This window comes from Rhodococcus sp. MALMAid1271 (assembly GCF_049195265.1).
Classification (GTDB): Bacteria; Actinomycetota; Actinomycetes; order Mycobacteriales; family Mycobacteriaceae; genus Rhodococcoides.
In genome coordinates this window covers 26,414-53,399 of record NZ_JBMIRQ010000057.1, presented here as the reverse complement: position 1 = coordinate 53,399, position 26,986 = coordinate 26,414, and the positions used below count along the sequence as shown (strand labels likewise).

The window sequence follows — 26,986 nt, the reverse complement described above, 5'->3', positions numbered from 1 at the left end:
CGCTGCGTAGTTCATCCTTCGATTGTGGACCTCGGTGTCATCGGTCCGTCGACTCGGTAGCCATGGCATGTACCAACGACACCATCCGCGGGTGATCGACGAGATCGTCGACCAGCACCCGCTTGCCGTCGGCATCGGCCAACGGAACCTTCCAATTGCCGTATTGGGTTTCGTCGGTACCCGGTTGGTTCTGGATTCGGTGCTCGCCGACTGCGTCGACGAGCGCGACACCGATCAGCAGTGATGGACTGCGCTGCACCAGGCGATGAAGGGCTTCGACCGTCTCCTGTCCGTCCGCATCGGCGGTGAGCAACCCCCGCTCGCGCGCCAGATCGAGAACGGCCTCCCGTTGGACCGCGTCGATCTCCTTCTCGGCGTCGAGATCGCGTTCGAGAAGTCCGAGACGTGAGCGCAGCTCGATGTGTTCACCAGCGAGGTACCCGGCGGTCGGTGGTAGATCGTGCGTGGTCACCGACGTCAGGCACAGACGGCGGTACTGCTCGGGCGGAATCGGACCCGAATCGTCGGCCTCGAACCACAGAATCGAGGTACCGAGGATTCCGCGTTCGGTGAGGTACTCCTGCACCCTCGGTTCGAAAACCCCGAGATCCTCACCGACCACGACCGCCCCAGCCCGTTCGGCCTCCAACGCGAGGATGCCGATGAGGGCCTCGTGGTCGTACTCGACATATGTTCCGCCGCCTGCGTTGTCGGCCTGTTGCGGAATCCACCACAGGCGGAACAAGCCGAGAATGTGGTCCACTCGGATGCCGCCGGCGTGACGGAGGATCGTCCTGAGCATGTCGCGGTAGGGGATGTACGCCAGTTCCCGGAGGCGATCGGGGTCCCACGGCGGCTGATTCCAGTTCTGACCCTGCTGATTGAAGTTGTCCGGAGGGGCACCAACGGTGACGCCCGAGGCGAGTACATCGCCGAGCGCCCAGGCGTCGGCCCCGCCGCGGGCCACGCCCACCGCGAGGTCGTGCATGATCCCGATGTCCATCCCGGCATCGAGTGCGGCGCGCTGCGCAGCGGCCAATTGTTCGTCACAGATCCACTGCAGCCACATGTGGAAATCGATGCGCTCGGCGAGCTTCGTGCGTTGTTCGATCACGAAATCGGTGCGTGGATGGGCGGCCCGATCCGTCCATGCCGAATCGTGCGGGCCGAACTTCTCGGCCAAGGCGCTCCATACCGCGAAATCACGCAAGCCGGAGCCCTCGCGCTCGATGAACGCCCGGTAGGAGGATTCCCGCGCAGGGCTGCGTTCGACCTTGTGAACGCGTTCGAGGGCGCGAAGTTTCGCTGTGAACGTGGCGTCGCGTTTGAGCTTGTCGGTGCGCTTGTTCGCCTTGTCGAACCGCCGCGCAGCGCTGCGCACCTTGCCGAACTGTTCCTGCGAGAGCATGGCCGCCTCGCGAATGTTCTCCACCCGGATGTAGAGCGAATTGAAGAATCGTCGAGTGGTCGGCAGATAGGGCGAGGCCTCGACCGGGGTGGTCGGTCGGTCGGCGTGCAATGGATTGACCAGGAGGTAGTCGAATCCGTGCACGCGACCGGCGATATCGGACAGATCCTCCAGGTCGCCGAGATCGCCGATTCCCCACGATCGTTGCGATCGCACCGAGTACAGCTGCGTCAGCAGTCCGGTTCGTTGCCGATCAGCCAGTTCGGCATTGGGCGACAACGACTTCGGCGTGACCACAACCACAGCGTCGGATGTACGGACCGTGTCGTCCTCGCTGATCGTCGTCGCGGTCAGACTGTGCCAGCCGAGCGGCGCGTCGGCGGGAACGACGAACGTGGCCCTACCGATCAGCCGGCCGTCGACCTCACGCGGATCGAACCAGACGTCGGCCTGGGGCACCTCGATGGGCTCGCCCTCCTCGGAGACCATCGACACCTCCACCGGATTGCCGTGCGGCACATGCACCCACACCGAGGTATCGGTGCCCTGGGTGGCCACCACCACCGGAGGCAGCAGCCGCCGCCACGGGGCATCGTCGATATCGGCCAGCGCTCGTTCGACGTCCTCGGTCGACTCGGTGGCGTAGCCCCGCGCAGCGAGGACCTGCTGCAGGGTCTCGTCGCTCACGGTGTGTTCGGCGTCGTCCCAGCCCCGATACGAGGTCGAGGTGCCGAGGCGCCGGGCGAGTGATCGAAGTGCGTGCGAGTAATCCACAGCCGAGTAGTCCACAGCGTCGATCGTGCCAGTTCGCGGCACTTGCGTCATCCGGGCGGTCCGGTCGTTCATCGGGCGTTCGCCGGTGGGACTCGCGTGCCGAGTTGCAAGGATTGAAACCGTGTCGGCTGGGTAGTCTGGACCGGCAAACGATTGAACACTGCGTGGCGACGATGGGAAGTGCGGATGGCTGGGGTCAGCAAGATCGAAGAACTGGAGCGAGGTTCCGGTGCACCGGTCGAGCTGAGGGTGCGCGCCGAGGCGGACCAGTTGCCGGTGGTTCGCGCCGTTGCCGAAACTCTCGTGGTGCTCAGCGACTTCACGCTCGACGACATCGCCGATGTGAAACTGGTGGTCGACGAAGTGTGTTCGCAGTTGATCAAGGGTTCGGTGTCCGATGCCGAACTCTCGTGCACGTTCGAGGTGGGCGATTCCGGCATCCGAATCGTCGTGGCTTCGGTGCTGGCTGCTCAATCCGTACCGAAGAAGGACAGCTTCGGCTGGCACGTGTTGCAGACCTTGACCGACGCCATCGAGTTGCGCGCCGCTGACGCCGTCGAAGGCGATGCCGGTCGCGCCGTGGCGATCGACGTGATCAAGCGGAGGAGCAAGGTCTAGTGCCGGTGCACGAACGAAGCACACGGCGAGAATCAGACGATTACAGCGACGTTGTTGCACTGATCCAACAGATGCAGGCGCTCGACGAGAATTCACCGCAGCGCCGAGTATTGCGCGATCGCATCATCACCCGATGCCTTCCGCTCGCCGAACACATTGCCCGACGCTTCGGTGGTCGCGGCGAAGCCCACGAGGACCTGCTGCAGGTCTCACGACTGGGGCTGGTCAACGCCGTCGACAGATTCGACATCGAGCGCGGCTCGGATTTCGTCTCGTTCGCGGTACCGACGATCATGGGCGAGGCACGCCGTTACTTCCGCGACGCAGGTTGGTCCGTCCGGGTGCCGCGGCGGATGAAAGAACTGAACTCGATGATCTCGCAGGCGGTGGGATCGTTGTCGCAGAAGCTGGGTCGGGCCCCGACCGCCACCGAGATCGCCGCGGAACTCGGAATAGAGGTCAAGGAAGCGTCGCAAGCTCTGCTGGCGCGCAGCGCATATCAGACGGTCTCGGTCGACTCGGTCGTGAGCGAAGATCGGCTGCCGCTGATGGACACCCTCGGTGCCGACGATCCCGAGCTCGAGAAGATGGAAAGCTACCTGGCCGTGCGCCCCGCACTGGAGAAGCTGCCCGAGCGCGAGCGTCGAATAGTGGTACTTCGGTTCTTCGGATCGATGACGCAGACGCAGATCGCGGAGAAGGTGGGGATCTCGCAGATGCACGTCTCGCGGATCCTGGCGCGCACTCTCGCCCAACTGCGCGAGGAGCTGGGCGAGGACTGAACTCGTGCCGCTAGGCTCGGACGATGAGCATCTACGACGACGTCGACGAGTACATCGGGGCCCGCCGAGTCACCGATCTGTCCGTCTCCCACGATTTCTCGCGTGCGGTTGTTTCCATTGCCGCACTCGATGATTCGCGCACCGAGTACCGAACGTCCCTGTGGGAGGTCGATGTCGAGGGCAGCGCACCCGCCAGGCGTCTGACGCACGGTGAGTTGGGCGAGAACGCACCGGTGTTCACCGCCTCCGGCGACCTGTTGTTCTCGCGCCGGTCGAACAAGGACGATCCGGCCCAGCTGTGGATCCTGCCGGCATCGGGCGGTGACTCGCGAGTGCTCGAGACCCGAGCGGCGGGTGTGAACGGGGTCCGCACCGCTCGCGCCGGAGCGTCGATGGTGGGGTTCTCCCCGGTGTTCGGCGCGTCGAGTACCGATGAGGACGACGACGCGCTGCGCACCGAACGCACGGCGAACAAGGTCGATGCGATTCTGCACACCGGCGTTCCGGTGCGTTTCTGGGATCACGACCTGGGCCCTGCAACCCCTCATCTGTTCGCCGGATCGGCAGCGGATCCGACCGGGCTGCGTGATCTGACCGAGGGTGCGGCCGGAGCGTTGCACGAGGCGAAGTTCGATGTCAGCAGTGACGGCTCGTTCGTCGTGTCGACCTGGGCGGTGCCCGGCGCGTTGGCAACCGTGCGAACCGTGCTGGTGCGCATCGACACCGAGTCGGGTGAGCGGACCACGATCGTCGACGACGTCTCTGCGGATCTGAGCGCGCCCGCCATCTCGCCCGACGGTTCCGCCGTTGTCTTCGTCCGTGAGTCGCTGAGCACCCCCGAGGATGCGCCTCGAATGACGCTGCAGCGATACGACTTCGAGGACTCCTCGGTGTCCGATGTCGCGGACGGTTGGGATCGATGGCCGATGGACCCGGTGTGGCTGCCGGACGGATCAGGGGTGCTGGTCACCGCGGACGAGGACGGCCGCTCACCGATCTTCGTTCTCCGTGACGGGGCGCAGCCGCAGCGGCTGACGCACACCGATGACGCGTACACCCACGTTCACGTGTCCTCGGACGGCACGCGGGTGCTTGCTCTCGCCGCGTCGTATCTGGCGGCGCCGCATCCGGTGTCGATCGAGATGTCGGACGGTAGCGTCACCGCACTCGACACCGGGATAGACCAAGCCCCGGTGCCCGGCACCCTCACCGAGGTCGACACCGTCGTGTCGGACGGTTCCCGGGTGCGCGGTTGGCTGGCGCTGCCGGACGGTGCGTCCGAGCTCTCGCCTGCGCCACTGCTGCTGTGGGTGCACGGTGGTCCGCTCGGTTCGTGGAACAGCTGGTCGTGGCGGTGGAATCCGTGGCTGATGGTTGCTCGTGGGTACGCGGTGCTCCTGCCGGATCCTGCGTTGTCCACCGGGTACGGACAGGATTTCGTGCAGCGGGGATGGGGAGCGTGGGGCAAGGCACCGTTCACCGATCTGATGGCGTTGACCGACGTCACCGCCGCACGGTCGGACATCGACGACACCCGCACCGCTGCGATGGGCGGATCGTTCGGTGGGTACATGGCGAACTGGATCGCCGGTCACACCGACCGGTTCGACGCCATCGTCACTCACGCGAGCTTGTGGGCGCTCGATCAGTTCGGCCCGACGACCGATGCGCCGTGGTACTGGGCGCGAGAGATGTCTCCCGAGATGGCGGTCGAGAACTCTCCGCACCTGTTCGTTGCGGACATCTCGACCCCGATGCTGGTCATTCACGGAGACAAGGACTATCGCGTACCGATCGGCGAGGGGCTCCGGCTGTGGTACGAGCTGCTCAGCGAGTCGGGTCTGCCCGCGGACGACGAGGGCAACACCGAACATCGCTTTCTGTACTTTCCCGGGGAGAACCACTGGATACTGAGTCCTCAGCACGCAAAGGTCTGGTACGAGGTCGTGCTCGCGTTTCTGGCCGAGCACGTGCTGGGTGAGAGCGCATCGATGCCGCGAATCCTCGGCCACTAGAATCGACCGGTGACCAGTTCAGCGCCAGAGCCCTCAGCGAACCCTGCCGATTCGATCGACCTGCCCAAGAGCTGGGATCCCAGTGTGGTCGAGGCGGAGCTGTACCGGTCCTGGGTCGACGCCGGATACTTCGAGGCAGACGCCACCAGCGGAAAGCCGCCGTACTCCATCGTGCTGCCCCCGCCCAACGTGACCGGCAGCCTGCACATGGGGCACGCGCTGGACCACACCCTGATGGACGCGTTGTCCCGCCGCAAGCGCATGCTCGGGTACGAGGTGCTGTGGTTGCCAGGCATGGACCACGCGGGCATCGCGACGCAGACCGTGGTGGAGAAGCAACTCGCCGCCGAAGGTAAGACCAAGGAAGAGTTCGGCCGCGAGCTGTTCATCGACAAGGTCTGGGACTGGAAGCGCGAGTCGGGCGGAACCATCGGCGGCCAGATGCGACGCATCGGCGACGGGGTCGACTGGAGCCGCGAGCGTTTCACCATGGACGACGGCCTGTCCGAGGCCGTGCAGACCATGTTCAAGCGGATGTTCGACGACGGCTTGATCTATCGCGCCGAGCGACTGGTCAACTGGTCGCCGGTGCTGCAGACTGCCATCTCCGATATCGAGGTCAAGTTCGAGGACGTCGAGGGCGAGCTCGTGTCGCTGCGATACGGATCGCTCGACGATTCCGAGCCGCACGTGATCGTCGCGACGACCCGTGTGGAGACGATGCTCGGAGATACCGCCGTCGCCGTGCATCCCGAGGACGAGCGGTACAAGGATCTGGTCGGTACCACCCTCGAGCATCCGTTCACCGGACGGCAGATCCCGATCATCGCCGACGACTACGTCGACCCCGAGTTCGGCACCGGCGCAGTCAAGATCACCCCGGCCCACGATCCCAACGACTTCGAGATGGGTGTGCGGCATTCGCTGCCGATGCCGTCGATCATGGACAAGGTAGGCCGAATTGTCGGCACCGGAACACAATTCGACGGGATGGACCGCTTCGAGGCGCGCGTCAAGGTTCGTCAAGCCCTTGCCGAACAGGGCCGCGTCGTCGCCGAGAAGCGACCCTATGTGCACAGTGTCGGACACTCCGAGCGCAGCGGTGAACCCATCGAGCCTCGTCTTTCACTGCAGTGGTGGGTCAAGGTGGAGAGCCTGGCGAAGGCCGCCGGCGACGCAGTACGCAACGGCGACACCGTCATTCACCCGAAGAGTCAAGAACCACGCTGGTTCGCCTGGGTCGACAACATGCACGATTGGTGCATCTCACGCCAGTTGTGGTGGGGTCATCGGATTCCGATCTGGTACGGACCCGAGGGTGAAACCGTCTGCCTCGGACCGGGAGAGAGCGCACCCGAGGGCTGGGAGCAGGATCCCGACGTTCTCGATACGTGGTTCTCGTCCGGGCTGTGGCCGTTCTCGACGATGGGATGGCCGGACTCGACCCCCGAGCTCGAGAAGTTCTATCCGACCGGCGTACTCGTCACCGGATACGACATTCTGTTCTTCTGGGTCGCCCGCATGATGATGTTCGGTACCTACGTGGGAGCAGACGACGCGATCACCGCAGGCAAGCAGGGGCCGCAGGTCCCGTTCCGAGATGTGTTCCTGCACGGTCTGATTCGTGACCAGTTCGGCAAGAAGATGTCCAAGTCCCGAGGCAACGGAATCGACCCGCTCGACTGGGTCGATCGCTTCGGTGCCGATGCGCTGCGATTCACGCTCGCTCGCGGGGCGAACCCCGGTGCCGACATGTCCGTCGGCGAGGACCACGCGCAGTCCTCGCGAAACTTCGCGAACAAGCTGTTCAACGCGACCAAGTTCGCCCTCATGAACGGCGCGGCACCGGCGGAACTGCCGACGCGCGGGGAGCTGACCGACGCCGACCGATGGATCTTGGATCGACTGGAACAGGTTCGGGCAGAAGTAGATTCGGCATTCGACCGGTACGAGTTCAGCAAGGCCTGTGAGGCGCTCTATCACTTCGCCTGGGACGAGGTCTGTGATTGGTACCTCGAGATCGCCAAGGTGCAGTTCGCCGACGACACCATCGCCGCGACCACCCGGGGAGTACTCGGGAACGTGCTCGACGCCCTGCTGCGCCTGCTGCACCCGGTGATTCCGTTCGTGACCGAAACACTGTGGAAGGTGCTCACCGGCGGCGAGTCGCTGGTGATCGCGTCCTGGCCGACCCCTGCCGCCGAGCCGGCCGATCATGCTGCGGCGCAACGAATCGAGGACATGCAGCGACTCATCACAGAGGTCCGCCGATTCCGCAGCGACCAGGGGCTCAAACCGTCGCAGAAGGTCGCGGCCCGCGTCGTCGGAGTGTCCGAGGCCGATCTGGACGGGCAGATCACGGCGGTCACGTCGCTGGCTCGGCTCACCGAGCCCGAAGACGGCTTCGAGGCGACGGCTTCGGTGGAAGTGCGGCTGAGCAAGGCCACCGTGGTCGTCGAACTCGACACCTCGGGCACCGTCGACCTGGTCGCCGAACGAGCCCGACTGGTGAAGGATCTCGCCGCAGCGGAGAAGGAATTGGCGCAGACCACCGGCAAGCTCGGGAACGAGGCGTTCCTGGCGAAGGCCCCGGATGCGGTGGTGGACAAGATCCGAACACGCCAGACGATCGCAGGCGAAGAGATTGCACGCATCTCCGCGCGACTCGAATCGATGGGAACCTAAGTGACCGAAGCCGACGACGCCCTTCCGACGCCGCCGCCGAGTCCGGTCGATCTCGCCGAACTGACGCTGGTCGAGTCCGAACTGGACAAACGCTGGGGAGAAACGAAGATCGAGCCGTCGACGGCTCGGATTTCGGCTCTGATGGACCTTCTCGGGTCGCCGCAGAAGGCGTACCCGTCGATCCATGTGGCAGGCACCAACGGCAAGACCTCGGTGACCCGCATGATCGACGCGCTGCTCACCGCGTTCCATCGACGAACCGGGCGCACCACCAGCCCGCATCTGCAGTTGGCGACCGAGCGGATCAGTATCGACGGGCACCCCATCTCGCCGCGGCTCTACGTCGACACGTACAACGAGATCGCCCCGTTCGTGGAGATGATCGATGCTCGGTCCGAGGCCGAAGGCGGGCCCCGGATGAGCAAGTTCGAGGTGCTCACGGCAATGGCGTTCGCCGCGTTCGCCGAGGCTCCGGTGGAGGTCGGCGTCATCGAGGTCGGGCTCGGCGGGCGTTGGGACGCCACCAACGTCGTCGACGGCGAGGTGGCCGTCATCACCCCGATCGGCCTCGATCACGTCGATTTTCTGGGCGACGATCTCACGTCGATAGCGGGGGAGAAGGCCGGGATCATCAAGAAGGCCCCGGAGCGGCTCGTGCCGCGGGACACGGTCGCCATCCTGGCCGAGCAGAAACCCGAGGTCTCGGAGGTGTTGCTGCGGGCAGCGGTACAGGCCGATGCTGCCGTGGCTCGGGCAGGATCGGAGTTCACCGTGCTGGGCAGGCAGATCGCCGTAGGTGGCCAGCAATTGGAGCTGCAGGGACTCGGCGGGGTCTACACCGATATCTTTCTGCCGTTGCACGGGCAGCACCAAGCGCACAATGCCTCGCTGGCCCTGGCTGCGGTGGAGGCATTCTTCGGAGCCGGGCCCGAACATCAGCTCGATCAGGACACCGTGCGCGCGGCATTCGCGACGATCGTCAACCCGGGCCGTCTCGAACGGGTGCGCAACGCTCCCACCGTGTTCCTCGACGCTGCGCACAACCCACATGGTGCCGCCGCGCTGGCTGCCGCCCTCACCGACGAATTCGACTTCCGCAAACTCGTCGGCGTCGTCAGTGTCATGTCGGACAAGGACGTCGGTGCAATCCTCGACGAACTCGAGCCGGTCTTCGACGAGATCGTCGTCACCCACAACGGCTCGGCTCGCGCAATGGATGTGGATGCATTGGCCGACATCGCGGTGGCCAAGTTCGGCGACGAACGGGTGGTGGTGGCCCCGACCCTGCCCGATGCCCTCGAGACGGCCATCGGGCTGGCCGAGGACGTCGCCGAGCCGGGAGAAGCAGTATCGGGTGCCGGAGTCGTCGTCACCGGATCCGTGGTGACCGTCGGTGCGGCCCGCACCCTGTTCGGAAAGGACCCCGCGTGAGCGAGGCACAGTTCAAACCACCCACCACCGACCCGTGGAAGGGCTTCCGCGGCGTGGTGGCGGGCACTCTGGTGCTCGAAGCGATCGTCACTCTGCTCGCGTTACCCGTGGTGGCAACCCTCGGCGGAGGTGCCACCTGGTTCTCGACCACGTATATCGTGGCCTTGGCCGTCGCGATGATCCTCGCGGCAGGCAAGCAGGGAAAACCGTGGGCGATGAAGCTCAACCTGATTCTCCAGCTGTTCGTGCTGGCCGGGGCGGTCTTCCATCTCTCGATCGGGGCGGTGGGCCTGATCTTCATCGCAGTATGGCTGTATCTGCTGTACCTGCGCCGCGACATCACCGAACGGATGCGGCGAGGAATGCTGCCGGGACAACGCGATTGACCCGAAACAGTCCGGTTTCGGCGATGCGCCGCGCGAGATCACGCTCGGGTCCATTACTGTCGTCGACGTGACCGACCGCACCCTTGTACTGATCAAGCCCGACGGAGTTGCCCGGCGTTACGTAGGAGAGATCCTCGGCCGCGTGGAGAAGAAGGGATTGAGCATCGTCGCACTCGAGCTCAAGAACGTCTCCCGTGATTTGGCCGCGGCTCACTACGCAGAGCACGAGAGCAAGCCGTTCTTCCCCGAACTCCTCGAGTTCATCACGTCCGGACCGGTGGTGGCCGCCGTCCTCGAAGGTCCCCGCGCGATCGCGGCCTTCCGGCAGATCGCAGGCGGCACCGACCCGGTGGCCAAGGCCGTTCCCGGCACCATCCGCGGCGATCTCGCCCTCGACGGCCAGCAGAACCTGGTCCACGGCTCGGATTCCGTCGAGTCGGCCGAGCGCGAGATCGCGCTCTGGTTCCCCGGCCTGGCCTGACCGCACCGCACTCCGTATCCATGCGCAGTTCGCGCGCAGCCACGCCGCACCTGCTCGGCACCCGATCGGTGCGGCGTGGCAAGTACGCGTCGACGCGTGTGGGATACTCGACGGAGATCGACTCCACAGCACAACTCAGTACAAGTTTCACGCTCCACCGAAGTCAAGGCTTCACCTAAGTTCGCTAGCCCGGTGTCGTGGATTCGATCGGATGACTGTCGTCTATCCGCTGCCCGTCATCGCAGATGCTCGAACGAGAGACAGGCTCGTTCGCGTTCTTGCTTGATGATCAGGCGCTCGGATCACCGAGACACCACCATCCAGCCAGGCACCGCACACGCTGTCGTCGACCACCGAGAATGCCGAAGTGGTCATCGACTCGAGTGCGGGGCGAGACCGAACAGCTGACGTCCAACCCGACGTGAGTACACAAGGATTGCCCTCGCGTGGCCGCGTCACACCCGAATTCGGATGAACGCGCCCGGGGGCCCGAGGAGAATACGTGGCCGATCAAAGCCCGCCCGAAGATGTACAGAACGCCAACGCACAGGGTCAGGAGCGCGTCGACGAGGTTTCGTCTGTGGAATCAGCCGAGGTGTCGCCTGCACAGCCCGACGCCACCCCGCTGCCTACCAGGCTGCGTGTTCACGCACTCGCCAAGATCCTGGGCGTCACCAGCAAACAACTACTGGTCACCCTGGGTGAGCTCGGCATCGAAGCGCGTAGCGCGCAGTCGAGTCTCAGTCGCGAGGTTGCGGAGTCCGTCCGAGATTCCGTCAACGGCACCGATGCCGGCCCAACCGAGACGTCCCCGGCCGATCCTTCCCCCGCCGAGCAGGCCGAGTCGAGCGCCCCGATAGAGGCACAGTCCGCCGAAGCTCCCTCCGCCGAAGCGCCGTCCGTCGAGGCCACGTGGTCGGAGCCGCAGTTGTTCACCAACGCGGCCACACCGGAACCCGAGGCCACACAGCCCGCCGCAGCCACATTTGCCACCCCGCTGTTCCTGCAGCCCGCCGCCGTCGACGCTGCGGCACCGGAGTCGGCCGAGTCGCCGGCGCAACCGCCTGCCCGTCGTCGACGCAGCCGCAAGGCAGCGCCGAAGGACGAAGGCTCGAACGCCGAGAACAACGAGAACACCTCCGGTACCTCGACCGAGGAAACCGCGACGGTGTCGGCACCCGACACATCCGAGTCCACCGCACCCGACACCTCGTCCGGCGACCGCTCGTCCTCGGCCGAGTCCGGGGAGCAGAACGCCTCCGAGAGCTCGGGTGACGGCGACGACGACCAGTCACAGCCGCGTCGTCGTCGGCGTGGCCGCCGTGGCCGTGGCCGCGGCCGCGGGGAACAGTCCTCCGACGACAATTCGAGCGAGGACAACTCGGAGGACGATTCCGAGGGCGACAACAGCTCGGAAAAAGCCGTTTCGAGCGACGCGGAGTCGTCCGACACCGACGCTGCAGACTCGGACGAGTCGTCCTCGAACGATGAACAGCAGTCGGGCTCGGGCAGGCGTTCGCGTCGATCCCGCACCCGCAACCGCGGATCGGACCGGCAGAATTCCGATTCGAGCGAGTCCTCGGACGACACGGGGTCCGAGGACTCCTCGGGCCAGGACAGCGAATCCGACTCCGATGCGAGTGCGCAGGACAACCACGACGACTCCGACAACGGCGGTCAGGACGGGGACGGCTCCAGTCGTCGTCGCCGTCGCCGACGCCGCCGCAAGACCGGAGCCGAGGCGGCTGCCGAGGGCGCATCCTCCGAGGACGATCCGCCCAACACCGTCGTGCACGAGCGTGAGCCGCGAAACAAGAGCCGTGCGCCCCGGGACGAAGTCCAGGGCATTACCGGATCGACCCGGCTCGAAGCCAAGCGTCAGCGTCGTCGCGACGGACGTGATGCCGGGCGTCGGCGTCCGCCGATCCTGACCGAGTCGGAGTTCCTGGCCCGTCGCGAATCGGTGGACCGTGTCATGGTCGTGCGTGAGAAGGCGACGCCAGATCACCCGCTGACCACGCAGGTTGCCGTGCTCGAGGACGGGGTGCTCGTGGAGCACTTCGTGACCAGCAGTGCCACCGCGTCGATGGTCGGCAACGTCTATCTGGGTCGTGTTCAGAACGTGTTGCCCAGCATGGAGGCGGCGTTCATCGATATCGGCCGTGGCCGCAACGGTGTGCTGTACGCCGGTGAGGTCAACTGGGACGCTGCAGGACTGGGCGGAAACTCACGGAAGATCGAGCAGGCACTCAAGCCGGGCGACCAAGTTCTCGTCCAGGTCAGCAAAGATCCGGTTGGCCACAAGGGTGCCCGCCTGACCACGCAGCTCTCGCTTGCAGGACGCTTTCTCGTCTACGTCCCCGGCGGCAGCTCCACGGGTATCAGCCGCAAGCTTCCCGACACCGAACGCAAACGCCTGAAGGAAATTCTCCGCGAGATCGTGCCGCCCGAGGCCGGCGTCATCATCCGTACGGCGGCAGAGGGCGTCAGCGAGGAAGAACTCGCACGCGACGTCTCTCGGCTGCAGGCGCAGTGGGCCAGCATCGAAGCACGATCGGCCAACGCCGAAACCGGCAAGGGCGTCCAACCACAGACGCTCTACGAAGAGCCGGACATGCTCGTGAAGGTCATCCGTGACCTGTTCAACGAGGACTTCTCCAAGCTGGTCATCGAGGGCGACAAGGCGTGGACGACGACGTCGAACTACGTCGAGACCGTGGCACCGGACATGATGGAGCGGCTGCATCGGTACGAGGCCGACGGCAGTTCGGTCGACGTGTTCGCGGCGCATCGAATCGACGAGCAACTGGCCAAGGCGCTCGATCGCAAGGTCTGGCTGCCCTCGGGCGGCACCCTGGTGATCGATCGCACCGAGGCGATGACCGTCGTCGACGTCAACACCGGCAAGTTCACCGGCTCGGGGGGCAATCTCGAAGAGACCGTCACCCGCAACAACATCGAAGCCGCCGAGGAAGTCGTCCGACAGATGCGTCTGCGCGACATCGGCGGCATGATCGTCGTCGACTTCATCGACATGGTGCTCGAGTCGAACCGCGATCTGGTGCTGCGGCGGCTCACCGAGTCCCTGGGGCGTGACCGAACGCGCCACCAGGTGTCGGAGGTGACCTCGCTCGGGCTCGTACAGATGACTCGCAAGAAGCTCGGCACGGGACTCGTCGAGGCGTTCTCCACCACGTGCGAGCACTGCCAGGGTCGTGGGATCGTCGTGCATCAGTTCCCGATCGACGCCAAGCCGGACAACGACAACGGGCGCTCGAACTCCTCTCGCTCGGAGTCGAGCAACTCGGGCAACAGTGGCAGGCGTCGACGCGGCAAGGACAACAAGTCCGACGGCAGCGACGGTCACGAGCGCAGCTCGTCGTCCGCGCAGTCCGGCCCAGCAGACGCACACGAGCCCCCCGCGGTGGATCCATCGATCAAGCGCGCACATCCGGTTGCCTTGGCTATGGCGGCGCATCACGATGACGTGGTGTCCGACGTCAGCCCCGCCGATGTCGAGACCCCGCAGGCGAGCACGAAGTCCGACGCCGAAGCGACGGTCGTCTCTGCCGACGAGGTGACGGTCGTCTCCGCCGACGAGGTGGCCGTGGCAACGGCAGCTGCAGCCGATCCGGAGGCAGCGGATGCAGCTGCACCCGAGGCCCCGGCACCTGCACAGGATCGGTCTGCGCAGGATCGGTCCGTGGGCGATCAGTCGGCAGAGCAGTCCGTTGCCGAGCCGGCCGTGTCGGTCGAACCTGCCGCACCGAAGGCTCGTCGTGGGCGTCGAGTGGCGCGCAAGGCCGCCGCGCCGACCAGTGCGGCACCGGACGCCGGGGTAGTCCTCGTGGTACCGGCCACGGACAACGCCGACGACGCTGCCTCTGCCGACCCGGCTGCCTCTGCTGAGGCAGAGGTGCCGGAACCGCTGACGTCGGCGGCCGAGCAGCCCACAGAGGCGGTGGAAGTGCCCACCGAACGACCACGTAGGCGGCGTGCAGCAGCGCGGCCGGCAGGTCCGCCGGTGGACATCGACGCCTAGCAGCACAGGGCAGTTTGACCCTGGCCGTCTCTCTGCCGTAACCTTGATAAGTCGCTCCCGGTGACACCGTTCTGCTGTGCCGTAGTGGTTCTACAGAATGCAACGGTTCTCGACCGGGCCGAGATGGATGCCATCGCGGCCGGCCGATAGGGAGCAAGCAAACACGTCACACCAGACCAGTCGTGTTGCCATGCGCAACGCGAGCAAGTTCGAAAGAAGCAAGGGGTAGCCCTCCGATGGCAACGTACGCGATCGTCAAGACCGGCGGAAAGCAGTACAAGGTCGCTGTTGGTGACCTCGTCAAGGTCGAGAAGATCGAGGGAGCGCCCGGCACTGCTGTCTCGCTTGCTCCGGTCCTCGTCGTAGACGGATCCGACCTGACCACAGATGCAGACAAGCTGGCGAAGATCTCGGTCGCCGGTGAGATCGTCGAGCACACCAAGGGCCCGAAGATCCGCATCCACAAGTTCAAGAACAAGACCGGATACCACAAGCGTCAGGGACACAGGCAGAAGCTCACTGTCCTCAAGGTCACCGGCATCAAGTAACCAGGTCTCACCGGACCCGCGTTCTTTTCAGCTGATTCACCCCGAGGAGGGTATGCAACATGGCACACAAGAAGGGCGCATCGAGCTCCCGTAACGGTCGCGACTCGAATGCTCAGCGCCTCGGCGTCAAGCGCTTCGGCGGCCAGACCGTAGGCGCAGGCGAGATCCTGGTTCGTCAGCGCGGCACGCACTTCCACCCCGGCGTCAACGTCGGCCGTGGCGGCGACGACACCCTGTTCGCACTCGCCGCAGGCGCAGTCGAATTCGGTGCCAAGCGCGGGCGCAAGACCGTGAACATCGTTCCGGTCGCTGTAGAGGCCTAGTCCTCCTGCAGCGTTCGCGCCGCGATTGCCCACTCGAACAAGGAACTACTCGAACAGGACATTCACGGCGTACGTTCACAACTCCCGATAGGGGCGGACCAGGGTCATGAGACCGGTCCGCCCCTATCGCTTTTTTCTCCCGCTTTTCTCTCCAGAAAGGATCGAAGACAGCTATGTCACGATTCATCGACCGCGTGGTGCTGCACGTCAGCGCCGGCAAAGGTGGCAACGGCTGCTCTTCGGTTCACCGCGAAAAGTTCAAGCCTCTCGGTGGCCCTGACGGTGGAAACGGCGGACAAGGTGGCGGGGTCGTCTTCGTCGTCGACCCCAACGTGCACACCCTGCTCGACTTCCACTTCTCCAGTCACGCCAAGGCGGGCAACGGCACCCAGGGCATGGGTGGAAACCGTGAGGGTGCGAACGGCGAGGATCTGATCCTCAAGGTGCCCGACGGTACCGTCGTGCTCGACAAAGAGGGCAACGTGCTCGCCGACATGATCGGCGAGGGAACACGTTTCGATGCGGCACCGGGTGGACGCGGCGGCCTCGGCAACGCAGCACTGGCGTCCAAGGCCCGCCGAGCACCGGGTTTCGCCCTACTCGGTGAGGAGGGCGTCGAGCGCGATCTCGTCCTCGAGCTCAAGTCCGTCGCCGATGTCGGTCTCGTGGGATTCCCGTCGGCAGGAAAGTCGTCGCTGGTCTCGGTGCTGTCGGCAGCCAAGCCGAAGATCGCCGATTACCCCTTCACCACGCTGGTCCCCAACCTCGGTGTCGTATCCAGTGGAGAGACCACGTTCACCGTCGCCGATGTACCCGGGTTGATCCCCGGCGCCAGTCAGGGCCGAGGACTCGGTCTCGATTTCCTGCGTCACCTCGAACGGTGCGCGGTGCTCGCGCACGTAGTCGATTGCGCCACACTGGATCCAGGCCGCGACCCGGTTTCCGACGTCGACGCTCTCGAAGCCGAGTTGGCCGCCTACAAGCCGGCCCTCTCCGGTGATGCCGGTCTCGGCGATCTCGCCGACCGTCCGCGCATCGTCGTGCTGAACAAGGCCGATATTCCCGAGGGCGCAGAGCTCGCAGAGATGGTCACCGCCGAGTTCGAGTCTCGCGGCTGGCCCGTGTTCACCATCTCGGCAGTGACGCGCGCCGGTCTCAAACCGCTGACATTCGCGTTGGCGAAGCTGGTCGAGGACTACCGCACCGCCCATCCGGCACCGGAGCCGCGCCGTCAGGTACTGCGCCCGGTCGCCAAGAACGACGACAGCTTCAAGGTCGTCAAGGATCCGGACGTACCGGGAGGATTCATCGTGCGAGGCACCCGCCCCGAACGGTGGGTACGCCAGACGCAGTTCACCAACGACGAGGCGGTCGGCTACCTCGCAGATCGGCTCGCGCGTCTGGGCGTCGAGGACGCACTGATCAAGGCAGGAGCCCAGCCGGGTGCGTCGGTCACGATCGGCGACGTGTCCTTCGACTGGGAACCGCAGACGCCTGCCGGTGTCGAGATCACCATGACCGGCCGTGGGACCGACGTCAGGCTCGACCAGGTCGAGCGCATCGGTGCCTCCGAACGCAAGCATGCCCGCCAGGTACGTCGTGGGCTCGATTCCGAACAGGAGTAGACGTGGTGTCGGTGCGTGAATCCGATGTGCCCGCAGAGGCTCTCACCGATACCCGTCGCACGATTGCCGCTGCCAAGCGCATCGTGGTCAAGATCGGGTCCTCGGCTCTCACCAGTCTCGACACCGGTCTGGATCTGGGTCGACTCGACCTGCTCGCCGACGCCATCGAGTATCGGATGCGCAGCGGAACCGATGTGGTTGTCGTCTCCTCCGGCGCGATCGGTGCCGGCATGGCGCCGCTCGGGCTGACGCGTCGCCCGCACGATCTCGCGACCAAGCAGGCCGCAGCCAGCGTCGGACAGCTCGAGCTGGTGCACGCCTGGGGTTCGTCCTTCCGCCGGTACGGGCGCACTGTGGGGCAGGTACTGCTCACGGCCGAGGACATCGCGCGTCGAACCAATCACCGGAACGCGCAGCGGACATTGGATCGACTGCGTTCGCTCGGCGCTGTCGCCGTTGTGAACGAGAACGACACCGTCGCCACCGCAGAGATTCGCTTCGGCGACAACGATCGGCTCGCGGCGCTCGTGGCGCATCTGGTGGGTGCGGACGCACTCTTTCTGCTCTCGGACGTGGACGGGTTGTACGACGGTGACCCCCGCAAGGGCAGCGCGACCCTCATTCCGGAGGTCACCAGCCCGGAGGATCTCGATGGCGTCGTCGCCGGCTCGGGGGGAGCACTCGGTACCGGTGGAATGGCCTCCAAACTGTCCGCTGCACGCCTGGCAGCCGACGCCGGTGTTCCCGTGTTGTTGGCCGCTGCTGCCGATGCCGGACACGCACTGACGACCTCCACGGTGGGTACCGCATTCGCGGCGAGACCGACGCGGTTGTCCGCTCGAAAATTCTGGGTTCGTCATGCCGCAGATGCTGCGGGGGAACTCCACCTCGACGCCGGTGCCGTGCGAGCGGTCGTGGACCGCAGGCGGTCGCTGTTGTCCGCGGGGATAACGTCGGTGACGGGATCGTTTCACGGTGGAGACGTGGTGTCGCTGGTGGATCACGAGGGCACACTGGTGGCCCGCGGAGTTGTCGCGTACGACTCCGGGGAGCTGGCGGGAATGCTCGGCCGGTCGACGGGGGAGCTCGCTGCGGAACTACAGCGTCCGGTTGTTCACGCCGACGACTTGGTCCCCGCCTGAACCAGCGTATCGGCCAACGCCCCAGCGGTCTCCGAGCATCCCGAGTGCATTGTGAGGGTGGCGAATTCGTCCCCGCGAGTCGTGCCTCTGTTGACGATGACGATGAGCTTGCCGGTTTTCGAGGCGTATCGGACGAAACGCAGGCCCGACATCACCGTGAGGGAGGACCCGAGTACCAGTAGGGCATCGCTTCGGTCGACGAGGTCGAAGGCTTGCGCTACGCGCGGTTTGGGCACGCTCTCGCCGAAGTAGACGATATCGGGTTTGAGTATGCCGGAACATGATTCGCAGTCGACCATGTGGAAATGTGCGGTCGAGGAGATGATTGCGTCGGCGTCGGGTGCGATCTCGACGCCGTCCGCAGGTGCGACCGACTCGAGAAAGCCGGGGTTGGCACGATCGAGTCTTCGGGCCAACTCGAATCGCGAGATCAACCGCTCGCAGCTCAGGCAGCGAACTCGGGCGTAGACGCCGTGCAAGTCGATGACCTTCCGGCTCCCGGCTTTGGTGTGCAGCATGTCGACGTTCTGAGTGATGACCCCGGTGACGATGCCCGCTCGTTCGAGCCGGGCGAGAGCTCGGTGGCCGGCGTTGGGGACCGCGGCGTCCATATGCCGCCAACCGACGTGGTTGCGGGCCCAGTAGTGCCGACGGAACTCGGCGTCACCGATGAACTGTTGAAACGTCATCGGGTTACGGGGTGGTGACTGTGGGCCTCGATAGTCGGGGATTCCCGAGTCCGTCGACATACCCGCACCGGTCACGACGGTGATGGACTTCCCGTCGAGCAGCGACGCCAGTTCCCCATCGATTGCGGCGGACCCCGGGTGTGCACTCACCCCATCCAGAGTAGCGCCCGATCGCAGCGCCGGCACAGACGCAACGCACACGGCCCGCACGAACGCCGTGGCGTCGGTGCGGGCCGTGTGAAGTAGCGGTTGCTACGCGGGTACCTCGACGAGTGGGTACACGCCGTTCTCGTCGTGCGTTTCGTTGCCGACGACGGGAGGGTTGAACACACAGAGCATGCGCATCGTGGTGCGTGGCTCCACAGTGTGCCGCTCGTGACCGTTCAACAGGTACATCGAGCCTGCGCCGAGCTCGTATGTCTCTCCGGTCTCGCGATCGGTCAGTGTGCCCTCGCCTTCGATCAGCCAGACCGCCTCGATGTGGTTGGCGTAATGGAAGTTGTTCACCGTGCCGGCTTGAATCGTGGTCTCGTGGAACGAGAATCCGACCTTGTCGCCGCCGAGGATGATTCTCTTGCTGCGCCAGTTACCGTCCTCGCTGGAAATATCACGGTCGGTCCCGGTGATCTCTTCGGTGCTGCGAACGATCATGCGATGTCCTCCTTCGATATCGATGGTTGCGAGGAACTCTTACGAGAGAACCTTGGCAACGGCGCTTTCGAGAATTGCCAGGCCGCGGTCCAGCTCGTCCATCGTCGTGGTCAACGGCGGGAGCAGCTTGACGACCTCGTCCTTCGGCCCTGCGGTCTCGACGAGCAGGCGCTCGTCGTAGGCCAGCTGCGAGACCTTGGAGGCCAACTCTGCGTCGTCGAAGACAAGGGCCTGGACCATGCCGCGACCGCGGGTGGAGATGCCGTCGAACTTGGCGCACAGCTTCATGAAGCGATCCTGAATGTGCTCGGCCTTGGCGAGGATCTCCTTCTCGAAGGAGTCATCGGACCAGTAGTGGTCGATAGCTGCCTTGGCGGTGACGAACGAGTGGTTGAAGCCGCGGAAGGTGCCGTTGTGTTCACCCGGCGACCACACGTCCAATTCCGGCTTGAACAGCGTCAGCGCGAGAGGCGTGCCGTAGCCACCGATCGACTTGGACAGCGTGACGATGTCCGGGGTGATGCCGGCTTCCTCGAACGAGAAGAACTGGCCGGTGCGGCCGCAGCCCATCTGCACATCGTCGACGATGAGAAGAATCTCGCGGCGCTTGCACAGTTCTGCCAGTGCGCGCAGCCATTCGGGACGCGCGACGTTGATGCCGCCTTCACCCTGAATGGTTTCCACGATCACTGCAGCCGGGCGGTTGAAACCGCTGCCCGAGTCGTCCAGAACGCGCTCGAACCACTGGAAGTCCTCGGTGACGCCGCCGAAGTAGTTGTCGTACGGCATCGGCGTGGTGTGCACCAACGGAATTCCGGCACCAGCTCGCTTCATCGAGTTGCCGGTGACCGACAGCGCCCCGAGTGTCATGCCGTGGAATGCGTTGGTGAAGTTGATGATTGCCTCACGGCCGGTGACCTTGCGGGCCAGCTTGAGTGCGGCTTCGACCGTGTTCGCGCCGGTGGGGCCGGGGAACTGGACCTTGTAGTCCAGGCCGCGGGGCTCGAGGATGTTCTTCTTGAACGACTCGAGGAATTCACGCTTGGCCACGGTGGACATGTCGAGGCCGTGGGTGATGCCGTCGCTGGTGATGTAATCGACCAGCGCGCTCTTGATCATGTCGTTGTTGTGTCCGTAGTTGAGAGCGCCTGCGCCACCGAAGAAGTCGAGGTAGTCGTTGCCATTCTCATCGGTGATCACAGAGTCCTTGGCAGTGGAGAACACAGCCGGCCACTGACGGCTGTAGCTTCGCACGCCGGACTCGACGGTCTCGAACACATCGGGCTTCTCTGTTGTCACGGTGCTCTTCTCGGTCATATTCTGCTTGTTCCTTTCGTAATCCCGCGAAGCATCCGGGCCTACCGTGTAGAGCTCTTCGGCTTCGTGGCTATCAGGGAAATCGTTGGGCGCGAACAATTCCGACTTGACGATGTCGGTTCCTCGCTTGCGTGCGAGGCTCGTGAAGGTTGCGATGGACGCTTCGTTGTCCGGGCTGATCGTTGTTTCGAGATGCGTAATACCTTGGGGCTCGAGGCGGTCGAGCAGCTCCATCAGCATGCGACCGGCAAGTCCCTTGCCTCGTTGGCTCGCGTCCACAGCGACCTGCCACACGAACAGTGTGCGCGGTGCATCTTGACGGATGTACCCGGTGACGAAACCGACTGCGCGGCCGTCGATGTCGGATACGATCGTGGTCGCCGCGAAGTCGCGACACCACAGCACGTACGAGTAGCTGGAATTGAGATCCAGAACTCGCGAATCTCTTGCGATCTCCCAGAGCCGGACTCCGTCGGAGATCTTGGGCTTACGGAACTTCACTGCGTCCGGCGCAGTGATCGGGGTACCTCTCAGCAATACTGGCTTCATAGGAAATACAAACGTAACAACGTTGCCGAGGCATATCGAGTGCAGACGCAAATCGATGCCCGAAACGGACATGGTTCCGCTGGTGAGCCAGCAAATGTGACGTTGGTCACATGTTTGTGACCCCGGTGGCGGTACCCGTTCCTCCCGGAATCAAACCACGATCTTTCCGGAGCCGAAACTCGGGTCTCGAAAACCCTACTTCGGCGTCGCCAGCGCGAACGGAAGCACGGCCTTCGCACCGGCCGCCCGAAGCGCCGACGTGGCGCAGGTGAATGTCCATCCGGTGTCGGTCACCAGATCGACCAACAAAATCGGCCCTGTAGCGGACGATACGTCCGGAACCTCCCATGAGTCCACCAGCCCGGCCACCCGAAACGCCGAATTGGCGGCCGAGACCGGCGGATGATCGGGTCTGACCTGCATGACCCCGAGATTGGTCAATCTTCCGATCGTGGCCAGTCTTTCCGCGATCGAGCGCACCAGAAGTGGATGAGTGGGGGAGTCCAAGGCCAGAACGGCGCTGGGACGCTCCTTCCAATCCCAGTTGGCGAGCACCGAGATGCAGGCCTTCTCGAGCGCGTCGGTGGCAGGCCCATCGGGCGCGTCGAGGAGCGCGCGCAGGCGGCTGCCCCAGCCCAGGTCGGTGAGTCGGCCCAGGACGCGGCCGGGTTCGTGCGGGTCGGAGATCTTGCCGGACAGAGACACCCCCAACTTCTTCATGCCACTCGGCCACTGCTTTCTCGGCTGCAGGTCGATTCCCGGCCGATCGAGCCGCGCTTTCGCCGAGTCGACCGAGGCCGAGTCGACCGAGGCAGACAGATGCTCGCCCGTGCAGTTGTCGCACCGTCCACACCGATCGGACTCACCACCCGGCGCGCCCAGACCCGGGTCGTCGAGTTGTCTACGCAAGAACTCCATCCGACAACCATCGGTGCGCTGATAGTCGATCATGGCCTGTTGCTCGCGATCCCGGGCCTGCTCCAGGCGTTCGTAGCGGTCCGCGTCGTACGTCCACTGCTCCCCGGTTGCCAGCCAGCCTCCACGGACGCGTTTGACTGCGCCATCGACGTCGAGGACCTTGAGCACCATGTCGAGACGGCTGCGATTGAGTTCGACGAGGGGCTCGAGAGCCTGCGTGGATTGGGCCTTGTCGGTGTTCAGTGCATCGATGACCTGCCGTACCAGGTGTTCGCGCGGAAACGCCACGGAGGCGAAGTAGCTCCAGATCTGTCGATCCTCGTGGCCGGGGAGCAGTACTACATCGGCGCGCTCCGTGGCGCGCCCGGCGCGGCCGACCTGCTGGTAGTACGAGATCGGCGACGACGGCGCCCCCACGTGCACGACGAACCCGAGATCGGGTTTGTCGAATCCCATGCCGAGTGCGGACGTCGCGACGAGGGCCTTGACCCGGTTCGCCAGTAGATCGCCCTCGAGCGCTTCGCGTTCGGTCGGATCCGTCTGACCGGTGTACGAGGCAACGGCGTGACCCTGGTCGGTGAGCAGCGCCGCCAGGTCTTTCGCTGCCGATACCGTCAAGGTGTAGATGATCCCCGATCCGGGCAGCGTGTTCAGATGGTCGCCGAGCCACGCAGCCCGCTCGGTCGCGTTGTCGATCTGTACCACCGCCATGCGCAGCGAGTCTCGGGCGAGGCCACCGCGCAATACCAGCGTGTCCCCGCCGCCGACTCCCAGCTGCGCCGCGACATCGTCGACTACGCGGTCGTTGGCCGTTGCGGTGGTCGCCAGCACCGGGATGCCGTCACGCAACTCGGCGATCAGAGTTCGGATACGTCGATAGTCCGGACGAAAGTCGTGGCCCCAGTCGGAGACGCAGTGAGCCTCGTCGACCACGACGAGGCCGGCGTCCCCGGCAAGGGACGGCAGAACCTGGTCGCGGAAATCGGGGTTGTTCAACCGCTCCGGGCTGACCAACAGCACGTCGAGTTCACCGGAGGCGACCTGGTGGTGAATGTCCTCCCATTCGGTCATGTTCCCGGAATTGATAGTGGCCGCACGCACGCCCGCGCGTTGGGCGGAGGCGACCTGGTTGCGCATCAAGGCCAGCAGCGGGGAGACGATGACCGTAGGGCCCAAGCCCTGCGCGCGCAGCAATTTCGCGGCGATGAAGTACACGGCGGACTTTCCCCAGCCGGTTCGCTGTACCACCAGAGCGCGGCGACGGTGCACCACGAGCGCCTCGATTGCCGTCCACTGATCTTCTCTGAGCACCGCGTCGGGGCCGGCGAGCTCGCGTAGCAGCCGCTCGGCGTCCTCGCGAAGATTGCCCGCGGGCGTGTGCGTTGCTGTCGTCATACGGTCCATCGTGCAGCATCGGTACGACAATGGACGGCAGTCGGCGGGCAGTGGCTCGCCCGCCGACCCTCGGACCGCCCTCAGGCCTGGCTGACGCGCACCATGTTTCCGGCCGGGTCACGGAAGGCCGCGTCGCGAGCCCCCCACGGCTGGCTCGTCGGTTCCTGCAGAATCTCGCCGGTGCCTGCCGCCCTGATCCGCTCGAAGGCCGCGTCGAGGTCGTCGGCGCGGAAGAGCGGGCCCGGCAGTTCGCCCTTGGCGAGCAGCGCGGAGAGCTGATCGCCGAGCTCGGCCGAACGTCCCGCATGCGGCTGCGACAACACGATTTCGATTTCGGGTTGATCCTTGGGAGACAGGGTTATCCATCGGTAGCCGTCATTGGCGACTTCGCTCTTGACCTCGAGCCCCAGGGCATCTCGGTAGAACGCCAACGAGGCATCGGGGTCGTCGGTGTAGACGTGTACGTGGCTCAGTGAAAGTGTCATGGGAGAAGGCTAGGACGACGCGGCCGGCGACGCTTCTTCGATTCTGCTCGCTTCGGTGACGGTGACTGCAGTGTTGCCCTTGATGTGCCGGCCGAGCACCATCGCGGAGCAACTCGGTACCGCCCGGCTGTCGCGGTGATCGCGGGCACGGTACGCGCTCGGTGTCTCACCGACGATCTCGGTGAACCGCGAACTGAACGAGCCGAGACTGGTGCAGCCCACCGCGAAGCACGCTTCGGTGACGGTGACATCTCCACGGCGCAGTAGGGCTTTGGCGCGCTCGATGCGCCGCGTCATCAGATGGGCGTACGGCGTCTCACCGTAGGCCTCGCGGAAGCGCCTGCTGAAGTGTGCGGTGGACATCAATGCAGTTCTGGCCAGCGTCGGCACGTCCAGAGGTTCGGCGAACTCGCGATCCATCCGATCGCGCGCTCGACGAAGCAGGGCGAGTTCTGCCAGGTCCTGTTCGCTCATCGGGTGGCCGTCCGGCGGAGGGCGTCGATCTCTTCCCGGGTGCCGGAGGAGGTGCTCGCACCCGGGCGTGTTGCAGCGAAAGAACCTGCAGAACAAGCCCATTCGACAGCGTGACGTGGACCGGAGGTCCAGCGGGCTGCCAGCGCTCCGGCGAAGGCGTCTCCGGCACCGGTGGTGTCGACGGCCTCGATGCTCGGAGCCGCCACCTCGAACGATTCCGATCCGCGGTAGCGCGCGCCCCTGGGGCCGAGCGTGGTGATCACCTCGTTCACCGAGTCGGCTCGGTGAACGAGGCGCGCGTGTTCGGCCTCGTTGACCACGAGCACGTCGGTGTGGGTCACCAGGGTATCGGGGAGATCCTGTACCGGTGACGGATTGAGCATCGTGAGCACGCCGTGATAGTGCGCGTACTCGAAAGCGGCGACGACGGTGTCGATTGGAATCTCCAACTGGCACAACAGGATATCGGCGTCGGCGATGGCGGCGCGGTCATCGTCTGTCAAGTCCCGCACGGCAGCGTTCGCTCCCGGGACGACGACGATGCTGTTCTCGGCACTGTCGTCGACCGTGATGGCGGCGATGCCGCTCGAGCCTGCTGCCGTACGCAGCGCACTGTCGTCCACGCCCGCGCTCGTGAGCGTGCGCCGCAACGATTCCCCGAACGCGTCGTCGCCGACCGCGCCGATGAATGCAACTGGTGATCCGGCTTTGGCGGCAGCGATGGCCTGATTGGCACCCTTGCCGCCCGGGGCAGTGGTGAACGAGGTTCCCAGCACGGTCTCGCCGGGCTCCGGTAGTGACGGGGTGCGGGTGATCAGATCCATGTTGATGCTGCCGAGAACGACGACGCGCGGGTTCGAGACGGACACGAACGAACTGTAGCCGTCGTGACCGTCGCCGTTGCGCCGAACTATCAATTGCAGATTGTTGACAATCTGGAATCGGTGCGTGACGATGGCACGCATGACAGCGTCGACTCGAACCCATCTCAGCCCGGCACTCAAGCAGGCGACCCCGATCGTCGTCGATCACGGAAAGGGCTGCTGGATCATCGGCACGGACGGGCGCAAGTATCTCGACTTCACCACCGGTATCGGCGTCACCAGCACCGGACACTGCCATCCACGCGTCGTCGAGGCCGCTCGCGAGCAGGTGGGCAAGATCATCCACGCGCAGTACACCACCGTCATGCACCAACCCCTGCTGGCACTGACCGACAAACTCGGCGAGGTGTTGCCCGCGGGACTCGACAGTGTGTTCTACGCCAACTCCGGTTCCGAGGCCGTCGAAGCGTCGATTCGATTGGCACGCATGGCAACCGGCCGACCGAACATCATCGCCTTCCACGGGGGCTTTCACGGTCGCACGGTAGCGGCCGCGTCGTTGACCACAGCCGGGACCAAATTCCGCTCCGGGTTCTCGCCGATCATGGGTGGTGTGCACATCGCACCGTTCCCGTACGCGTTCAGGTACGGCTGGGACATCGATACCGCAGTCGCGTTCGCGCTCAAGGAGCTCGACTATCTGCTGATGACGATGTCCAGCCCCGCCGATACCGCCGCGTTCATCATCGAACCGGTTCTCGGTGACGGCGGATACCTACCCACACCGCCCGCCTTCCTCGAGGGACTGCGTGAGCGCGCCGACACACACGGCATCGTCCTGATCGTGGACGAGGTACAAGCAGGTGTCGGAAGGACCGGAAAATTCTGGGGACATCAGCACTCGTCGGTGACGCCCGACGTCGTCATCACCGCGAAGGGGCTCGCGAGTGGGTTTCCGATCTCGGCCATCGCAGCATCGACGGAGTTGATGAGCAAAGCATGGCCGGGGTCGCAGGGCGGAACATACGGCGGTAACGCCGTCGCCGCTGCCGCAGGCGTCGCCACCCTCGACGTCGTCCGGGACGAAGGTCTGGTCGCCAATGCAGCAGCACAGGGCGATGTTCTGCTCGACGCACTGCGCGCACTCAAGGCCGAGCACTCGGCCATCGGCGACGCGCGCGGACTCGGCTTGATGCAGGCACTCGAATTCGTCGACAGTGCAGGCAATCCCGATGCTGCGGCCGCGCTTCGGGTACAGCAGGGTGCGATCGACGAGGGGCTGTTGCTGCTCACCTGCGGCGCGCTCGGCAACGTCGTCCGCATCATCCCGGCACTGGTCGTGAGCGACGACGAAATGCGTCAGGGCATCGACGCGCTGTCGCGGACGCTGAAGAACGCGCTGTGACGGCTGTTCACCCCCGATC

The 26,986-nt window shown here is 65.0% G+C and carries 21 protein-coding genes and 1 pseudogene; 13 read left to right on the top strand and 9 right to left on the bottom strand.

Annotated features, from left to right (window positions below):
- Positions 1-37: 37 nt before the first annotated feature.
- On the bottom strand, positions 38-2,182 hold the full coding sequence (gene malQ, locus ACOQFP_RS05910; RefSeq protein WP_341244288.1) for a 4-alpha-glucanotransferase: 2,145 nt from the start codon (positions 2,180-2,182) through the stop codon (positions 38-40).
- A 186-nt stretch (positions 2,183-2,368) separates the two neighbouring features.
- Here malQ and ACOQFP_RS05905 point away from each other — a divergent pair, with 186 nt between their 5' ends.
- The 12 genes from ACOQFP_RS05905 (at position 2,369) to proB (ending at position 18,260) form a co-directional block, all read left to right on the top strand.
- Positions 2,369-2,800 carry an ATP-binding protein gene (locus ACOQFP_RS05905; protein ID WP_341244279.1) on the top strand — a complete coding sequence of 144 codons (432 nt, stop codon included), beginning with the start codon at positions 2,369-2,371 and terminating at the stop codon, positions 2,798-2,800.
- Positions 2,800-3,582, top strand: coding sequence for a SigB/SigF/SigG family RNA polymerase sigma factor (locus tag ACOQFP_RS05900; RefSeq protein WP_206489385.1), 783 nt, complete (start codon positions 2,800-2,802; stop codon positions 3,580-3,582). The genes ACOQFP_RS05905 and ACOQFP_RS05900 overlap by 1 nt, the downstream gene beginning before the upstream one ends.
- Before the next feature lie 23 nt (positions 3,583-3,605).
- Positions 3,606-5,597 carry an alpha/beta fold hydrolase gene (locus tag ACOQFP_RS05895; RefSeq protein ID WP_421583763.1) on the top strand — a complete coding sequence of 664 codons (1,992 nt, stop codon included), beginning with the start codon at positions 3,606-3,608 and terminating at the stop codon, positions 5,595-5,597.
- Positions 5,598-5,606: 9 nt separating this feature from the next.
- Positions 5,607-8,282 carry a valine--tRNA ligase gene (locus tag ACOQFP_RS05890; protein WP_421583762.1) on the top strand — a complete coding sequence of 892 codons (2,676 nt, stop codon included), beginning with the start codon at positions 5,607-5,609 and terminating at the stop codon, positions 8,280-8,282.
- Positions 8,283-9,713, top strand: coding sequence for a bifunctional tetrahydrofolate synthase/dihydrofolate synthase (folC, locus tag ACOQFP_RS05885; RefSeq protein ID WP_421583761.1), 1,431 nt, complete (start codon positions 8,283-8,285; stop codon positions 9,711-9,713).
- Complete coding sequence (locus ACOQFP_RS05880) at positions 9,710-10,099, top strand: DUF4233 domain-containing protein (RefSeq protein ID WP_206489381.1); 390 nt, start codon at positions 9,710-9,712, stop codon at positions 10,097-10,099. The genes folC and ACOQFP_RS05880 overlap by 4 nt, the downstream gene beginning before the upstream one ends.
- Positions 10,100-10,166: 67 nt before the next feature.
- Complete coding sequence (gene ndk / locus ACOQFP_RS05875; protein WP_206489380.1) at positions 10,167-10,580, top strand: nucleoside-diphosphate kinase; 414 nt, start codon at positions 10,167-10,169, stop codon at positions 10,578-10,580.
- 502 nt (positions 10,581-11,082) lie between these two features.
- Entirely contained in the window at positions 11,083-14,622 is a 3,540-nt protein-coding gene (locus tag ACOQFP_RS05870) for a translation initiation factor IF-2 N-terminal domain-containing protein (RefSeq protein WP_421583760.1), read from the top strand.
- A 236-nt stretch (positions 14,623-14,858) separates the two neighbouring features.
- Positions 14,859-15,170: a 50S ribosomal protein L21 gene (gene rplU / locus ACOQFP_RS05865; protein WP_032394581.1), complete on the top strand. Its 312-nt coding sequence runs from the start codon at positions 14,859-14,861 to the stop codon at positions 15,168-15,170.
- A gap of 59 nt (positions 15,171-15,229) precedes the next feature.
- Positions 15,230-15,493: a 50S ribosomal protein L27 gene (gene rpmA, locus ACOQFP_RS05860; protein ID WP_008715377.1), complete on the top strand. Its 264-nt coding sequence runs from the start codon at positions 15,230-15,232 to the stop codon at positions 15,491-15,493.
- 173 nt (positions 15,494-15,666) lie between these two features.
- Positions 15,667-17,118, top strand: coding sequence for a GTPase ObgE (gene obgE / locus ACOQFP_RS05855; protein WP_206489378.1), 1,452 nt, complete (start codon positions 15,667-15,669; stop codon positions 17,116-17,118).
- 26 nt (positions 17,119-17,144) lie between these two features.
- Positions 17,145-18,260 carry a glutamate 5-kinase gene (gene proB, locus ACOQFP_RS05850; protein ID WP_421583824.1) on the top strand — a complete coding sequence of 372 codons (1,116 nt, stop codon included), beginning with the start codon at positions 17,145-17,147 and terminating at the stop codon, positions 18,258-18,260.
- Here proB and ACOQFP_RS05845 read toward each other — a convergent pair.
- From ACOQFP_RS05845 to ACOQFP_RS05810, 8 genes and pseudogenes are all read right to left on the bottom strand, one after another.
- Positions 18,233-19,072: a Sir2 family NAD-dependent protein deacetylase gene (locus tag ACOQFP_RS05845; protein ID WP_421583823.1), complete on the bottom strand. Its 840-nt coding sequence runs from the start codon at positions 19,070-19,072 to the stop codon at positions 18,233-18,235. The two genes, proB and ACOQFP_RS05845, sit on opposite strands and share 28 nt — an antisense overlap.
- Before the next feature lie 129 nt (positions 19,073-19,201).
- On the bottom strand, positions 19,202-19,600 hold the full coding sequence (locus ACOQFP_RS05840; RefSeq protein ID WP_206489375.1) for an ectoine synthase: 399 nt from the start codon (positions 19,598-19,600) through the stop codon (positions 19,202-19,204).
- Positions 19,601-19,639: 39 nt separating this feature from the next.
- Entirely contained in the window at positions 19,640-20,917 is a 1,278-nt protein-coding gene (ectB, locus tag ACOQFP_RS05835; protein ID WP_421583822.1) for a diaminobutyrate--2-oxoglutarate transaminase, read from the bottom strand.
- A 48-nt stretch (positions 20,918-20,965) separates the two neighbouring features.
- Positions 20,966-21,466: pseudogene (ectA, locus tag ACOQFP_RS05830) on the bottom strand (diaminobutyrate acetyltransferase); the annotation flags it as partial.
- A gap of 195 nt (positions 21,467-21,661) precedes the next feature.
- A complete protein-coding gene (locus ACOQFP_RS05825; protein ID WP_421583759.1) occupies positions 21,662-23,779 on the bottom strand; it encodes a RecQ family ATP-dependent DNA helicase in 2,118 nt (705 codons plus the stop codon).
- Positions 23,780-23,859: 80 nt separating this feature from the next.
- Positions 23,860-24,264 carry a VOC family protein gene (locus ACOQFP_RS05820; RefSeq protein ID WP_206489373.1) on the bottom strand — a complete coding sequence of 135 codons (405 nt, stop codon included), beginning with the start codon at positions 24,262-24,264 and terminating at the stop codon, positions 23,860-23,862.
- Positions 24,265-24,273: 9 nt separating this feature from the next.
- Complete coding sequence (locus ACOQFP_RS05815; protein ID WP_206489372.1) at positions 24,274-24,738, bottom strand: helix-turn-helix domain-containing protein; 465 nt, start codon at positions 24,736-24,738, stop codon at positions 24,274-24,276.
- Positions 24,735-25,607, bottom strand: coding sequence for a ribokinase (locus tag ACOQFP_RS05810; protein WP_421583758.1), 873 nt, complete (start codon positions 25,605-25,607; stop codon positions 24,735-24,737). The genes ACOQFP_RS05815 and ACOQFP_RS05810 overlap by 4 nt, the downstream gene beginning before the upstream one ends.
- A gap of 94 nt (positions 25,608-25,701) precedes the next feature.
- Here ACOQFP_RS05810 and ACOQFP_RS05805 point away from each other — a divergent pair, with 94 nt between their 5' ends.
- The gene (locus tag ACOQFP_RS05805) at positions 25,702-26,967 is read left to right on the top strand and encodes an aspartate aminotransferase family protein (protein ID WP_206489370.1); all 1,266 of its coding nucleotides are present in this window, start codon (positions 25,702-25,704) and stop codon (positions 26,965-26,967) included.
- The last annotated feature ends 19 nt before the right edge of the window (positions 26,968-26,986 follow it).

What these genes read in the sequence shown, in the direction of transcription:
- ACOQFP_RS05825 (WP_421583759.1), bottom strand. Translation starts at nt 23,779, where the DNA reads ATGACGACAGCAACGCACACGCCCGCGGGCAATCTTCGCGAGGACGCC.
- rplU (WP_032394581.1), top strand. Translation starts at nt 14,859, where the DNA reads ATGGCAACGTACGCGATCGTCAAGACCGGCGGAAAGCAGTACAAGGTC.
- ACOQFP_RS05815 (WP_206489372.1), bottom strand. Translation starts at nt 24,738, where the DNA reads ATGAGCGAACAGGACCTGGCAGAACTCGCCCTGCTTCGTCGAGCGCGC.
- ectB (WP_421583822.1), bottom strand. Translation starts at nt 20,917, where the DNA reads ATGACCGAGAAGAGCACCGTGACAACAGAGAAGCCCGATGTGTTCGAG.
- ACOQFP_RS05895 (WP_421583763.1), top strand. Translation starts at nt 3,606, where the DNA reads ATGAGCATCTACGACGACGTCGACGAGTACATCGGGGCCCGCCGAGTC.
- ACOQFP_RS05805 (WP_206489370.1), top strand. Translation starts at nt 25,702, where the DNA reads ATGACAGCGTCGACTCGAACCCATCTCAGCCCGGCACTCAAGCAGGCG.
- obgE (WP_206489378.1), top strand. Translation starts at nt 15,667, where the DNA reads ATGTCACGATTCATCGACCGCGTGGTGCTGCACGTCAGCGCCGGCAAA.
- ACOQFP_RS05905 (WP_341244279.1), top strand. Translation starts at nt 2,369, where the DNA reads ATGGCTGGGGTCAGCAAGATCGAAGAACTGGAGCGAGGTTCCGGTGCA.
- rpmA (WP_008715377.1), top strand. Translation starts at nt 15,230, where the DNA reads ATGGCACACAAGAAGGGCGCATCGAGCTCCCGTAACGGTCGCGACTCG.
- ACOQFP_RS05820 (WP_206489373.1), bottom strand. Translation starts at nt 24,264, where the DNA reads ATGACACTTTCACTGAGCCACGTACACGTCTACACCGACGACCCCGAT.
- ACOQFP_RS05840 (WP_206489375.1), bottom strand. Translation starts at nt 19,600, where the DNA reads ATGATCGTTCGCAGCACCGAAGAGATCACCGGGACCGACCGTGATATT.